The following is a 13,234-nucleotide window of genomic DNA, read 5'->3' on the forward strand; positions in this document are numbered from 1 at the left end:
ATGTTGATTCCCCGCAGGGTTAAACACCGCAAGCAGCACCACCCGAAGCAACGCGGGATCGCCAGCGGTGGCACTTCGGTGACCTTCGGTGACTACGGCATCCAGGCACTGGAACACGCCTACATCACCAACCGGCAGATCGAGTCCGCGCGTATTGCCATCAACCGGCACATCAAGCGTGGCGGCAAGGTGTGGATCAACATCTTCCCGGACCGCCCGCTGACCAAGAAGCCCGCCGAAACCCGGATGGGTTCGGGTAAGGGTTCGCCGGAGTGGTGGGTCGCCAACGTCAAGCCGGGCCGGGTGCTGTTCGAGCTCAGCTACCCCAATGAGGCGATCGCGCGGGCCGCGTTGACCCGTGCGATCCACAAGCTGCCGATCAAGGCACGCATCGTCACCCGAGAGGAGCAGTTCTGATGGCAGTGGGAGTTTCCGCTGGCGAACTGCGTGAGCTGAGCGCCGACGAGTTGGTCGAGCGGTTGCGCGAGTCCAAGGAAGAGCTGTTCAACCTGCGCTTCCAGATGGCGACCGGTCAGCTCAGCAACAACCGGCGCCTGCGCGTGGTGCGCCACGAGATCGCGCGTGTCTACACCGTGCTGCGTGAACGTGAACTGGGCCTGGCAGCTGGTCCCGATGGTTCTGAAGGTGAGGAATCGTAATGGCAGAGGCTAAGGGCCCCAAGCACACCCCGGCTACCGTCAAGCCGCGTGGTCGCCGCAAGACCCGTATGGGTTACGTGGTCAGCGACAAGATGGACAAGACCATCGTCGTCGAGCTGGAAGACCGCGCACGGCACCCGAAGTACGGGAAGATCATCCGGACCACCACCAAGGTCAAGGCGCACGACGAGAACAACGGCGCCGGCATCGGCGACCGGGTGTCGTTGATGGAGACCCGTCCGCTGTCGGCCACCAAGCGCTGGCGGCTCGTCGAGATTCTCGAGAAGGCCAAGTAGCCTTTCCCGCGAGTCCCCGCGAGCAGACGTAAAAGTGCCCTTTTCCGCATCGAAAGGGGCACTTTTGCGTCTGCTCGCGCTGATGGCCGGTACTGTGCGAGGCGTTGCCGGGGGCTGCACGAGCGGAGTGGGCGATGTCGGGTTTTGGCGGCAGGGTAGAGCTGGATATCCGGGATTCCGAACCCGATTGGGGTCCGTTCGCCGCGCCCACCGCCCCCGAGGGCGCGCCCAACGTTCTCTACATCGTCTGGGACGACGTCGGTATCGCCACCTGGGACTGCTTCGGCGGGCTGGTGGACATGCCCAACATGACCCGCATCGCCGACCAGGGTGTGCGCCTCTCCCAATTCCACACCACCGCGCTGTGCTCACCGACCCGGGCGGCGCTGCTGACCGGACGCAACCCGACCAGCGTCGGGATGGCCACCATCGAGGAGTTCACCGACGGATTCCCCAACTGCAGCGGCCGCATCCCCTATGAGACGGCGCTGCTGTCGGAGGTGCTGGTCGAACGCGGCTGGAACACCTACTGCGTCGGCAAATGGCACCTGACCCCGCTGGAAGAGTCCAACCTGGCTGCCACCAAACGGCATTGGCCGCTGGGCCGTGGGTTCGAGCGGTTCTACGGGTTCCTCGGCGGCGAGACCAACCAGTGGTATCCGGACCTGGTCTACGACAACCACCGCGTCGAACCGCCGGCCACCCCGGAGCAGGGATACCACCTGTCCAAGGACATCGCCGACAAGACAATCGAATTCATTCGCGACGCCAAGGTGATCGCACCGGACAAACCGTGGTTCGGCTACGTGTGCCCGGGCGCGGGCCACGCACCGCACCACGTGTTCGCCGAATGGGCCGACCGCTACGCCGGCCGCTTCGACATGGGCTACGAGCGTTACCGCGAGATCGTGCTGGAAAACCAGAAGCGGCTGGGCCTGGTGCCGGGGGACACCGAGTTGTCGCCGATCAACCCCTACGCCGACGCCACCGGCGCCGACGGTCAGCGGTGGCCGCTGCTGGACACGGTGCGGCCCTGGGAGGGCCTCAGCGACGACGAGAAGCGGCTGTTTTGCCGGATGGCGGAGGTGTTCGCCGGTTTCTTGAGCTACACCGACGACCAGATCGGCCGCATTCTGGACTATCTCGAGGAAACGGGTCAGCGGGACAACACGATCGTCGTGGTGATCTCCGATAACGGCGCCAGCGGCGAGGGCGGGCCCAACGGCTCGCCCAACGAGAACAAGTTCTTCAACGGCTACCTCGACTCCGTCGAAGAGGCGATGAAGCTGTCCGACCGACTGGGCAGCCCGGACACCTACAACCACTATCCGATCGGCTGGGCGATGGCGTTCAACACGCCCTACAAGCTCTACAAGCGGTACGCCTCGCACGAGGGCGGGATCGCCGACCCCGCCATCATCTCGTGGCCGCGCCAGATCACCGCGCACGGCGAAGTCCGCGACACCTACATCAACGTCTGCGATGTGACCCCGACGATCTATGACCTGCTGGACATCATTCCGCCGGCCACCGTTCGGGGCATTGCGCAGAAGCCGTTGGAGGGAACGAGTTTCAAAGCGGCCCTGGGTGACGCGCAGGCCGCCACCGGCAAGCAGACCCAGTATTACGCGATGCTGGGCACCCGCGGTATCTGGCATCAGGGCTGGTTCGCCAACACCGTCCACGCGGCCGCGCCGGCGGGGTGGGGGAGCTTCGACGACGACCGCTGGGAGCTCTACCACATCGACGCGGATCGCAGCCAGGCTCACGACCTGGCAGAGGAGCACCCGGACAAGCTCGAGGAGCTTCAACGACTCTGGTTCGCCGAAGCCGCCAAGTACCACGGCCTGCCGCTGGCCGACCTCAACGTGCTGGAGATGCTGGGCCGGTGGCGTCCGTACCTGTCCCGCGACCGCGCCAGCTACACCTACTACCCGGATATCGCCGAGGTTCCGATGGGTGCGTGCGTGGAACTGCGCGGCCAGTCGTTCGCGCTGCTGGCCCGCGTCACCGTCGATGCCGCCGATGCCCACGGTGTGCTGTTCAAGCACGGGGCACGCCACGGCGGTCACGCCCTGTTCATCCAGGACGGCCGACTGCACTACGTCTACAACTTCCTGGGTGAGCGGGAGCAGTGGCTGTCGTCGCCGGAACAGATTCCGTTGGGGCAGCACGTGTTCGGCGTACGCTATGAACGGTCGGGGACCGTTGAAGGATCTCACACGCCGATCGGAGCGGCATCGCTGTACATCGACGACGCCGTCGTCGCGACGCTGCCGGACATGATCACCCAGCCAGCCGCGTTCGCGTTGGCCGGCGGGGGAATCAGCGTCGGACGAAACACCGGGCAGGCGGTTTCGGCGGCGTATCAGGCCCCGTTCGGTTTCCGCGGCGGCCAGATCACCGACGTGACCGTCGATATCAGCGGCACCCCCTACATCGATGTGGAACGGGAACTGGCGGCTGCGTTCTCGCGCGACTGAACACCGCCGGGCGCCCTACCCTGAAGACATGCTGACCGAACTCGTCGACCTGCCCGGCGGAGCATTCCGGATGGGGTCGACGAGCTTTTATCCCGAAGAGGCGCCGATCCACACCGTGGCGGTGTCCGGCGTCGCGGTGGAACGCCATCCGGTGACCAACGCGCAATTCGCCGCGTTCGTCGCGGACACCGGCTACCGCACCGTCGCCGAGCAGCCGATCGACCCGAATCTGTATCCCGGCGCCAACCCGGCCGACCTGGTGCCCGGTGGAATGGTCTTCACCCCGACCGCCGGCCCGGTCGACCTGCGGGACTGGCAGCAGTGGTGGCGTTGGGTGCCCGGTGCCACCTGGCGGCACCCGTTCGGGCCCGACAGCGACATCGGCGACCGGGCCGACCACCCCGTCGTGCAGGTGGCCTATCCCGACGCCGCGGCCTACGCCCGGTGGGCCGCGCGGCGGCTGCCCACCGAGGCCGAATGGGAATACGCCGCCCGCGGCGGGACGGCCACCACCTACCCGTGGGGCGAGGACGCCGCCCCCGACGGGCGGCTGTACGCCAACACCTGGCAGGGTGCCTTCCCGTACCGCAATGACGGCGCCGCCGGATGGGTGGGCACGTCGCCGGTGGGCGCCTTCCCACCGAACGACTTCGGCCTGCTCGACATGATCGGCAACGTGTGGGAGTGGACGAGCACCAAATTCTCGGCCCATCACCGGCCGGAGCAGCCGAACAGCTGCTGCTCGCCGTCCGGGCCGGGCGATCCGAACGTCTACCAGGCGTTGAAGGGCGGTTCGCACCTGTGCGCGCCGGAATACTGCCATCGCTACCGCCCGGCGGCGCGCTCCCCGCAATCGCAGGACACCGCGACCACCCATATCGGATTCCGCTGCGTCGCCGACCGCTGAGCCGTCGTGAAGGTGGGTTCACGTTGGGCATCGAGTGTGAAGACAACTGCACGCTGGGCGAGTGTGAACGCGACAATTTGGCGCTGAGCAGGTGATCCCCTAGACTCTAGGGGTTGCCGTGGGCAGACCTCGGCCGGTGCGAATCGGCCCTGCGTGCCCTTCGGCGATGAAGACCGCGCACGTCAGGCCCTACTAGGCGTTTGCCGTGCACACGTTAACCAGGCCTGCGAGATGTAGGAGAGATCGAGTGATTCAGCAGGAATCGCGGCTAAAGGTCGCCGACAATACGGGCGCCAAGGAGATCTTGTGCATCCGGGTGCTCGGTGGCTCGTCGCGGCGCTACGCCGGCATCGGCGACATCATTGTGGCCACCGTCAAGGACGCCATCCCCGGCGGCAACGTCAAGCGTGGTGACGTCGTCAAGGCGGTCGTGGTGCGCACCGTCAAGGAGCGCCGCCGGCCCGACGGCAGCTACATCAAGTTCGACGAGAACGCCGCGGTGATCATCAAGGCGGACAACGACCCGCGCGGTACCCGCATCTTCGGCCCGGTCGGTCGCGAGCTGCGCGAGAAGAAGTTCATGAAGATCGTCTCGTTGGCTCCGGAGGTGCTGTAGATGAAGGTCCACAAAGGCGACACCGTCCTGGTCATCTCCGGCAAGGACAAGGGTGCCAAGGGCAAGGTGCTGCAGGCGTTCCCGACCCGCGAGAAGGTGCTCGTGGAGGGCGTCAACCGGATCAAGAAGCACACCGCGGTCTCGACCAACGAGCGGGGTGCGCAGTCCGGTGGGATCGTCACCCAGGAGGCCCCGATCCACGTCTCCAACGTGATGGTCGTCGACTCCGACGGCAAGCCCACCCGCATCGGCTACCGGCGGGACGACGAGACCGGTAAGAAGGTCCGCGTCTCCAAGCGCAACGGCAAGGACATTTAGCGATGACGACCGCAGAAAAGATCCAGCCCCGGCTGAAGCTCCGCTACCGCGAGGAGATCCGGGACGCGCTGAACAAAGAGTTCAACTACGCGAACGTGATGCAGATCCCGGGCGTGGTCAAGGTCGTCGTCAACATGGGTGTCGGTGACGCTGCCCGCGACGCCAAGCTGATCAACGGCGCGGTCAACGACTTGTCCCTGATCACCGGTCAGAAGCCGGAGATCCGCAAGGCGCGCAAGTCGATCGCCCAGTTCAAGTTGCGTGAGGGGATGCCGATCGGCGCCCGCGTCACGCTGCGCGGTGACCGGATGTGGGAGTTCCTGGACCGGCTCACCTCGATTGCGCTGCCGCGTATCCGCGACTTCCGCGGCCTGTCGCCCAAGCAGTTCGACGGCAACGGCAACTACAGCTTCGGGCTGTCCGAGCAGTCGGTGTTCCACGAGATCGACGTGGATTCCATTGACCGGCCCCGTGGAATGGACATCATCGTCGTCACGTCGGCGACGAGCGACGACGAAGGTCGGGCGCTGCTGCGGGCCCTCGGCTTCCCGTTCAAGGAGAACTGATCAGATGGCGAAAAAGGCTCTGGTTAACAAGGCTCAACGCAAGCCGAAGTTCGCGGTGCGCGGCTACACCCGGTGCAACCGGTGTGGACGTCCGCACTCGGTGTTCCGCAAGTTCGGCCTGTGCCGGATTTGCCTGCGCGAGATGGCGCACGCCGGCGAGCTTCCCGGTGTGCAGAAGAGCAGCTGGTGAAACGCGGTAGGCCCACCATGGGAACCGCTGCGAGGAAGGTGACACCCCAGTCATGACGATGACAGACCCCATCGCGGACTTCTTGACCCGTCTGCGTAACGCCAATTCGGCGTACCACGATGAGGTGACTCTGCCGCACTCGAAGATCAAGGCCAACATCGCCGAGATCCTCAAGCGGGAGGGCTACATCAGCGACTACCACGTCGAGGACGCCCGAGTGGGCAAGGCGCTGGTGGTGCAGCTCAAGTACGGGCCGAACCGTGAGCGCAGCCTCGCTGGACTGCGCCGGATCTCCAAGCCCGGTCTGCGGGTGTACGCAAAGTCGACCAATCTGCCGCGGGTGCTCGGCGGCCTGGGGGTGGCCATCATCTCCACGTCGTCGGGTCTACTCACCGACCGCCAGGCAGCCAGGCAGGGCGTGGGCGGCGAAGTCCTCGCGTTCGTGTGGTGAGGGAGTAGTAGACATGTCGCGAATTGGTAAGCAGCCCATCACGGTTCCTGCCGGGGTGGATGTGACGATCGACGGGCAGAACGTGTCGGTCAAGGGGCCCAAGGGCACCCTGGAGTTGACCGTGGCCGAGCCGATCAATGTCGCTCGCAACGACGACGGCGCGCTGGTGGTGACCCGCCCCGACGACGAGCGCCGCAATCGCTCGCTGCACGGTCTGAGCCGCACCCTGGTGGCCAACCTGGTCACCGGGGTCAGCGAGGGCTATGTCCGCAAGATGGAGATCTTCGGCGTCGGTTACCGCGTGGTGCTCAAGGGTTCCAACCTGGAGTTCGCACTCGGTTACAGCCACCCGGTGGTGATCGAGGCGCCCGAGGGCATCACCTTCGCGGTGGAGACCCCCACCAAGTTCTCGATTTCGGGGATCGACAAGCAAAAGGTCGGCCAGATCTCGGCGAACATCCGCCGCCTGCGCCGCCCGGACCCCTACAAGGGCAAGGGTGTGCGCTACGAGGGCGAGCAGGTCCGCCGCAAGGTCGGAAAGACAGGTAAGTAGTCATGGCGCAAGCACAGGCAGACTCCGCCCGTAAGCCGGTGGGGCAGAGCGTATCCGCAACTCGGCGCGTGGCCCGGCTGCGTCGGCACGCGCGGCTTCGCAAGAAGATCGCGGGTACCGCAGAGCGTCCGCGCCTGGTGGTGCACCGCTCGTCGCGGCACATCCACGTGCAGCTCGTCAACGACCTGACCGGCACCACGGTGGCGGCCGCGTCGTCGATCGAAGCCGATGTGCGCGCGGTCGGCGGTGACAAGAAGGCACACAGCGTGCGGGTCGGTCAGCTGATCGCCGAGCGCGCCAAGGCGGCCGGCATCGACACGGTGGTTTTCGACCGGGGTGGCTACACCTACGGCGGTCGGATCGCCGCCCTGGCCGACGCCGCACGCGAGAACGGACTGGCGTTCTGATGAAAAGCTTTGTGATGCACAACAGTGGAAGGACCGCATAATGGCGGAGCAGCCGACCGGGGCAACCGCGCAGGGCGCTGGTGACACCCGTGATAACCGCGGCGAGGGCCGCGGTCGTCGTGACGCCGGCCGCCGCGACGGCGGCCGGGGCGGTCGCGACGGTGAGAAGAGCAACTACCTGGAGCGGGTTGTCAACATCAACCGTGTTTCCAAGGTCGTCAAGGGTGGTCGCCGGTTCAGCTTCACCGCGCTGGTGATCGTCGGCGACGGCAACGGCATGGTCGGTGTCGGATACGGCAAGGCCAAGGAAGTTCCCGCGGCCATCGCCAAGGGCGTCGAGGAGGCCCGCAAGGGATTCTTCCGGGTTCCGCTGATCGGTGGCACCATCACCCACCCCGTGCAGGGTGAGGCCGCAGCCGGCGTGGTGCTGCTGCGTCCGGCCAGCCCCGGTACCGGGGTCATCGCCGGCGGTGCGGTGCGCGCGGTGCTGGAATGCGCGGGCGTGCACGATATCCTGTCCAAGTCGCTGGGTAGCGACAATGCGATCAACGTGGTGCATGCCACCGTGGCCGCACTGAAGATGTTGCAGCGTCCCGAGGAGGTGGCGGCCCGCCGCGGCCTGCCGATCGAGGATGTGGCGCCGGCGGCGATGCTGAAGGCGCGTCGGGAGAGCGAAGCGCTGGCGGCCGCCGCCGCGCGCGAGGGATCGGCATAAACCATGGCAGAGCTGAAGATCACCCAGGTGCGCGGCACTATCGGCGCACGCTGGAAGCAGCGGGAAAGCCTGCGCACCCTGGGGCTGCGGAAGATCCGCCAGTCGGTGGTGCGTGAGGACAATGCCCAGACCCGCGGGCTGATCCGGGTGGTTAACCACCTCGTGACCGTAGAGGAGGTCGGCAAGTGACCATCAAGCTGCATGACCTGAAGCCGGCGCCGGGTTCGAAGACCAAGCGGACCCGTGTCGGTCGAGGCGAAGGCTCCAAGGGTAAGACCGCGGGCCGCGGCACCAAGGGCACCAAGGCACGCAAGAACGTGCCGGCGACCTTCGAGGGTGGCCAGATGCCGATCCACATGCGGCTGCCCAAGCTCAAGGGCTTCCGCAACCGGTTCCGTACCTCCTACGAGGTCGTCAACGTCGGCGATCTGGGGCGGTTGTTCCCCGAGGGTGGCACCGTCGGGGTCGACGAGCTGGTCGCCAAGGGTGCGGTTCGCAAGAACACGCTGGTGAAGGTGCTCGGCGACGGCAAGATCGCCGTCAAGATCGACGTCACCGCGCACAAGTTCAGCGGCAGCGCCCGCGAGAAGATCAGTGCCGCCGGCGGTTCGGCCACCGAACTGTAGGCTGCGCGAGCAGACGCGAGAGCCCCGGCACGCCTGGCGTGCCGGGGCTCTCGCGTCTAGCCGGCGCCGCGAAAGTGCCGCCACGCAGACATTGTTCGAGTAGACCCCTGCGTGGACGCACTCTCGCGTCTGCTCGGCGCTACATCTGCGGTCGCGCCCCCAGCACGTCGCGGAACAGCGCCTGCCGCAGGGCGAACTCCCGGGGATCGCTGTAGAGGTGAAAGCCCAGGCGGTTCATCACGTAGCTGAACCCGACACCGGTGTCGGGGTCGGCGAACCCGAATGAGCCACCCAAACCCGGTGTTCCATAGGCCTTGTCGGAGGAGCCGAAGACCAAACCGCCAGCCGGTTTGGTCAGCCCCAACGAGAAGACACCAACCACCTTGAGCACCTTGTCGCGCTCGCCGCGGGTGGGCGGCGCCGGCGTGGCAGCCAGCCCGGCGAGCACCTCGGGGCCCAGACCCAACCCCGCATCCGCGGTCGCCGCCGCGCCGTAGAGTCGGGCGATGCCCGAGGCGGTCCTGATCCCGTTGGCGGATGGGATTTCCACCGCCCGCACCTCGTCGCGGTTGTAGTCGCCTGCCCACGGGTTCACATCACTGGGCAGGCGACCGGCCCGGGCCATCAGGCCGGCCGGGTTGAGCGAGGCGGCAAGCAGCTGCGGCGGTATCGAGTTGACGTGCAGCAGAGCCTCCGCACGCGAGAACTGGTGCAAGTGCGCCACCCGGTCACGGGACACCGAATCGGGTAGCCCGATATGCAGATCCAGCCCGAGCGGACCGGCGATCTCGTCGGCGAAGAAGCGGCCCAGGGTGCGCCCGGCCGGATCGGTGCGACGGATCAGCTCGGACTCATACCAGCCCAGCGTGATCGCGTGATAGCCGTGCCTGGTCCCCGGCGCCCAGATCGGGCGCTGGACCGCCAGGATCGGCGCCAGCCGCTCGGGGTCGGCCACATCGGCCAGGGTGGGGGCCGGTTTCATCACCGGCAGGCCGGCCTGATGGGCCAGCAGTTGACGCACCGTCACCTGGGCCTTGCCCGCCTGGGCGAATTCCGGCCAGTGATCGGCGACCTTGTCGTCGTAGCCGAACAACCCCCGCGACACCGCCAGCCCGACCGCGAGGGCGGCGACACCCTTGGTGCTGGAGAACACGTTGACCATGGTGTCGGGCTGCCACGGCTGTTGAGTCAGGCCGTTGCGGTAGCCGCCCCACAGATCGACCACTTTGACCCCGTCGCGATAGGCGGCGACGGCGGCGCCGACCTCGCGTCCGCCGGCGAAATTCGTGCGAAACGCGTCGGCGACCTTGCCGTAGCCCTCATCGACGTCGCCGCCGATCAGGTCCGGCGAAACCTTGACCTTGAGCACCATCCGGCGTTTATACCGCGACCGGGGGCCTGTGATCACCGAATCGCGGGGAATCGGACGGCGTCGGTAGGCTCGATGGCATGTTCTCCTTGGTTCCCGGTTTGCCCGGCCTCGATGATCTGCGCGACGTGGCCCGCCGGGTCGACACCGCCCGCCACCACGGCGTGCCCAACGGCTGTGTGCTGGAGCTCGACCTGCAGTCGGTGCCGCGCGAGACCAGCGGATTCGATCCGCTGGCGATCATCAGCAGCGGCGGACGGCCGCCGGTGCTGCGCGACGTCGTCGCCGCGATTCATCGGGCCGCGGAGGACCCCCGCGTATCCGGACTGATTGCGCGCGTGCAGATACCGGCCGCATCAGCGGGGCCGGTGCAGGAATTGCGCGAGGCGATCGCGGCGTTCACCGCCGTCAAGCCTTCACTGGCCTGGGCGGAGACCTATCCGGGCACACTGTCCTACTACCTTGCATCGGCGTTCGGTGAGGTCTGGATGCAGCCGTCGGGGACGGTCGGGCTGATCGGCTTCGCCACCAACGCGATGTTCCTGCGCGGTGCGCTGGACAAGGCCGGCATCGAAGCTCAGTTCGTGGCCCGAGGCGAATACAAGTCGGCGGCAAACCTTTTCACTCAGGACAGCTACACCGACGCCCACCGCGAAGCCGACACCGCGCTGGTGCAAAGCCTGCATGCGCAGGTGCGGGCGGCCGTCGCGCAAGCCCGTGACCTCGACGCCGACGCCGTCGATCGGCTGGCCGACCGCGCCCCGCTGCTGCGCGACGACGCGGTGGACGGCGGCCTGATCGATCGGATCGGATTCCGCGACGAGGCCTACCTGCGGATCGCTGAACTGGTTGGTGCTGAAGGCATCTCCAGCGCCGACGGCGACGGTGCACCCCCGCGGCTGTACCTGTCGCGCTATGCGCACGCCACCGCCGACCGGCCAGGACCCAGCCTTCCGGGGCGCAAGCCCAAACCGGCGATTGCGGTCGTGACGGTCGCCGGCGCCATCGTGAGCGGCCGAGGGGGGCCGGGCGTGCTGCCGGTGGGCGCCAACTCCAGCGCCGGCGGCGACACCATCGCCGCGGCGCTGCGAGAAGCCGCCGCCGACGACGAGGTGGCGGCGATCGTGCTGCGGGTGGACAGCCCCGGTGGATCGGTCACCGGGTCGGAAACCATCTGGCGTGCGGTTGCCGAAGCGCGCAAAGCCGGCAAACCGGTGGTGGCGTCGATGGGATCGGTGGCCGCATCCGGCGGCTATTACATCTCGGCGATCGCGGACGCGATCGTCGCCAACCCGGGCACCATCACCGGTTCGATCGGCGTGGTGACCGGCAAACTGATTGCGGCCGGACTCAAGGAACGTCTGGGCGTCGGCAGTGACGCGGTGCGCACCAACGCCAACGCCGACGCCTGGTCCACCAATGCGCCGTTCACCGCCGCGCAGCAGGCCCAGGTCGAGGCCGAAGCCGACCTGTTCTACGCCGACTTCGTCGCCCGGGTCGCCGAGGGGCGAAAGCTGTCCGTGGACGCGGTCGAAGCGGTGGCCCGGGGCCGGGTGTGGACCGGAGCCGACGCGCGGGACCACGGCCTGGTCGACGAACTCGGCGGGCTGGTCACCGCGGTACGCCGCGCCAAGGTGTTGGCCGGACTGCAGCCCGACGCGGAGATCCGCACGTTCAGCTACCCCGGGTCGTCGATCTGGGAGTTCCTGCGGCCCCGGCCGTCCTCGCAACCGGCCGCGGCGTCGTTGCCGCAGGCGGTCGGTGCGCTGCTGGTGCGCTCCCTGATCGGGGTGGTGGAGGAGACCCAGCACCGGGTGAGTGGCGCCAGCGTGTTGTGGCTGGGGGAGAGCCGGTTGTAGCGCCTGGCCGGTTGTCGTCCCACCAGTCCCATCCGTCCCGGATTTCGGGGTAGTTGGTGTTGCGCCCGAGTTCGAGCGACAACCACGGAGAAAGCCCTGGTGGGCGGTGATCGCGCGGCCTACGAGTCATCACTCGCGACCCTGGCACCCCGTCCGCCTCACTCGCCTCAGATTGTCGCTCCTGAGCGAGTGCCCGCGTCAGAGCGACAACGCGTTGTCGCTATCAGCCGGGCACCGGCTCGCCATCGACGCATCGTGAGATGCCTGTGTCGCATGGGACGGTGAGCACGCGCGGCAGCCTGCGAAAACGCCGAAATGTCGCTCGGACGCGGGCACCCCAGCACATGCCTGAGCTGCCGCGACCAAAGTGACAGATGAGATCAACGGCCGACGAACTCCGGTGTGCCGCGGGTCAAAAACGCCTGCACCCCGATGGCGGCGTCCTCGCTGGTGAACAGTCGCTGCACGGTCGGCACCAGGTCGGCCTCGGCGGCCGCGTCACCGGCACGCACGGCCTGACGCGCGCTGCGCAGAGTGGCCTGCACACCCAGTGGCGCCTGGCGGGCGATGGTCTGGGCGATCTCGATCGCGCGGGTCAGCTGCGCGCCGTCGGCGACCACCTCCTGCACCAGGCCGATGCGGTGGGCTTCGGCGACGTCGAAGGTCTCGGCGGTCAGCAGCCAGCGCATCGCATTGCCCCAACCGGTGGCGCGGGGGAAGCGGATGGTGGCGCCGCCGAACGGGTAGATGCCGCGGGCGATCTCGAGCTGCGCGAAGGTCGCGTCCTGGGCGGCCACGACGATGTCGGCCGCCAGCATCAGCTCGATACCGAGGGTCAACACCTTGCCGTGCACGGCAACGACCATCGGTTTGGACAGCTGCTGACCATCCGTCTGCCACGGGCTGACACCGCCGTCGGGGACATGGGTCATACCGCTCTGGATGTCGGCGGCGACGTTGGCCAGATCCAGGCCGGCAGTGAACATGCTGCCCTCGCCGTAGAGCACGCCGACACGAACGGTGTCGTCTCGCTCGAGCTCACCGTAGGCGGCGGCCAGCTCGCGCAGCATCGTCGAGGTGAACGCGTTGCGCTTCTCCGGCCGGTTCAGGCCGATGATCTGCACGTGGCCGTCGCGGCGAACCCGCAGCGTTTCGTAGGTCATGGGACTCCTCGCCTCGGATTATGTAGAGCGCTATACATGGCTCGTTATGTATGCCA

18 protein-coding genes are annotated in these 13,234 nt (G+C 67.3%); 16 read left to right on the top strand and 2 right to left on the bottom strand.

Going from position 1 to position 13,234, the window contains the following annotated elements; genetic code table 11:
• The 15 genes from rplP to rplO all read left to right on the top strand — a co-directional run bounded on the left by rplP (position 1) and on the right by rplO (position 8,787).
• Positions 1-417, top strand: coding sequence for a 50S ribosomal protein L16 (rplP, locus tag AC5Y36_RS15475; protein ID WP_500041805.1), 417 nt, complete (start codon positions 1-3; stop codon positions 415-417).
• Positions 417-659 (top strand): 50S ribosomal protein L29, encoded by a 243-nt coding sequence (gene rpmC, locus AC5Y36_RS15480; protein WP_500041806.1) that lies wholly within the window; start codon positions 417-419, stop codon positions 657-659. The genes rplP and rpmC overlap by 1 nt, the downstream gene beginning before the upstream one ends.
• A complete protein-coding gene (rpsQ, locus tag AC5Y36_RS15485; RefSeq protein ID WP_500041807.1) occupies positions 659-955 on the top strand; it encodes a 30S ribosomal protein S17 in 297 nt (98 codons plus the stop codon). The genes rpmC and rpsQ overlap by 1 nt, the downstream gene beginning before the upstream one ends.
• A 134-nt stretch (positions 956-1,089) precedes the next feature.
• A complete protein-coding gene (locus tag AC5Y36_RS15490) occupies positions 1,090-3,438 on the top strand; it encodes an arylsulfatase (RefSeq protein WP_500041808.1) in 2,349 nt (782 codons plus the stop codon).
• Positions 3,439-3,466: 28 nt separating this feature from the next.
• Positions 3,467-4,345: a formylglycine-generating enzyme family protein gene (locus AC5Y36_RS15495; RefSeq protein ID WP_500041809.1), complete on the top strand. Its 879-nt coding sequence runs from the start codon at positions 3,467-3,469 to the stop codon at positions 4,343-4,345.
• A 247-nt stretch (positions 4,346-4,592) separates the two neighbouring features.
• Positions 4,593-4,961 (top strand): 50S ribosomal protein L14, encoded by a 369-nt coding sequence (gene rplN, locus AC5Y36_RS15500; RefSeq protein ID WP_500041810.1) that lies wholly within the window; start codon positions 4,593-4,595, stop codon positions 4,959-4,961.
• The gene (gene rplX, locus AC5Y36_RS15505) at positions 4,962-5,279 is read left to right on the top strand and encodes a 50S ribosomal protein L24 (protein ID WP_500041811.1); all 318 of its coding nucleotides are present in this window, start codon (positions 4,962-4,964) and stop codon (positions 5,277-5,279) included.
• Positions 5,280-5,281: 2 nt separating this feature from the next.
• Complete coding sequence (gene rplE / locus AC5Y36_RS15510) at positions 5,282-5,845, top strand: 50S ribosomal protein L5 (RefSeq protein WP_500041812.1); 564 nt, start codon at positions 5,282-5,284, stop codon at positions 5,843-5,845.
• A gap of 4 nt (positions 5,846-5,849) precedes the next feature.
• A complete protein-coding gene (locus tag AC5Y36_RS15515) occupies positions 5,850-6,035 on the top strand; it encodes a type Z 30S ribosomal protein S14 (protein ID WP_500041813.1) in 186 nt (61 codons plus the stop codon).
• Positions 6,036-6,087: 52 nt separating this feature from the next.
• Positions 6,088-6,486, top strand: coding sequence for a 30S ribosomal protein S8 (gene rpsH / locus AC5Y36_RS15520; RefSeq protein ID WP_500041814.1), 399 nt, complete (start codon positions 6,088-6,090; stop codon positions 6,484-6,486).
• A gap of 13 nt (positions 6,487-6,499) precedes the next feature.
• A complete protein-coding gene (gene rplF / locus AC5Y36_RS15525) occupies positions 6,500-7,039 on the top strand; it encodes a 50S ribosomal protein L6 (protein ID WP_500041815.1) in 540 nt (179 codons plus the stop codon).
• A 38-nt stretch (positions 7,040-7,077) separates the two neighbouring features.
• Positions 7,078-7,446 carry a 50S ribosomal protein L18 gene (gene rplR / locus AC5Y36_RS15530; RefSeq protein ID WP_500041858.1) on the top strand — a complete coding sequence of 123 codons (369 nt, stop codon included), beginning with the start codon at positions 7,078-7,080 and terminating at the stop codon, positions 7,444-7,446.
• A 40-nt stretch (positions 7,447-7,486) separates the two neighbouring features.
• The gene (rpsE, locus tag AC5Y36_RS15535; protein ID WP_500041816.1) at positions 7,487-8,161 is read left to right on the top strand and encodes a 30S ribosomal protein S5; all 675 of its coding nucleotides are present in this window, start codon (positions 7,487-7,489) and stop codon (positions 8,159-8,161) included.
• A 3-nt stretch (positions 8,162-8,164) separates the two neighbouring features.
• Positions 8,165-8,350 (top strand): 50S ribosomal protein L30, encoded by a 186-nt coding sequence (gene rpmD, locus AC5Y36_RS15540; RefSeq protein ID WP_500041817.1) that lies wholly within the window; start codon positions 8,165-8,167, stop codon positions 8,348-8,350.
• Positions 8,347-8,787 carry a 50S ribosomal protein L15 gene (rplO, locus tag AC5Y36_RS15545; protein ID WP_500041818.1) on the top strand — a complete coding sequence of 147 codons (441 nt, stop codon included), beginning with the start codon at positions 8,347-8,349 and terminating at the stop codon, positions 8,785-8,787. The genes rpmD and rplO overlap by 4 nt, the downstream gene beginning before the upstream one ends.
• A 139-nt stretch (positions 8,788-8,926) precedes the next feature.
• On the opposite strand, the gene AC5Y36_RS15550 is transcribed toward rplO, so the two are convergent.
• Entirely contained in the window at positions 8,927-10,159 is a 1,233-nt protein-coding gene (locus AC5Y36_RS15550) for a serine hydrolase domain-containing protein (protein ID WP_500041819.1), read from the bottom strand.
• Between the two features lie 77 nt (positions 10,160-10,236).
• Here AC5Y36_RS15550 and sppA point away from each other — a divergent pair, with 77 nt between their 5' ends.
• Positions 10,237-12,015, top strand: coding sequence for a signal peptide peptidase SppA (gene sppA / locus AC5Y36_RS15555; RefSeq protein ID WP_500041820.1), 1,779 nt, complete (start codon positions 10,237-10,239; stop codon positions 12,013-12,015).
• Positions 12,016-12,395: 380 nt separating this feature from the next.
• On the opposite strand, the gene AC5Y36_RS15560 is transcribed toward sppA, so the two are convergent.
• Positions 12,396-13,178: a crotonase/enoyl-CoA hydratase family protein gene (locus AC5Y36_RS15560; RefSeq protein ID WP_500041821.1), complete on the bottom strand. Its 783-nt coding sequence runs from the start codon at positions 13,176-13,178 to the stop codon at positions 12,396-12,398.
• Positions 13,179-13,234: the final 56 nt, after the last annotated feature.

This window comes from Mycobacterium sp. NGS50 (assembly GCF_059812545.1).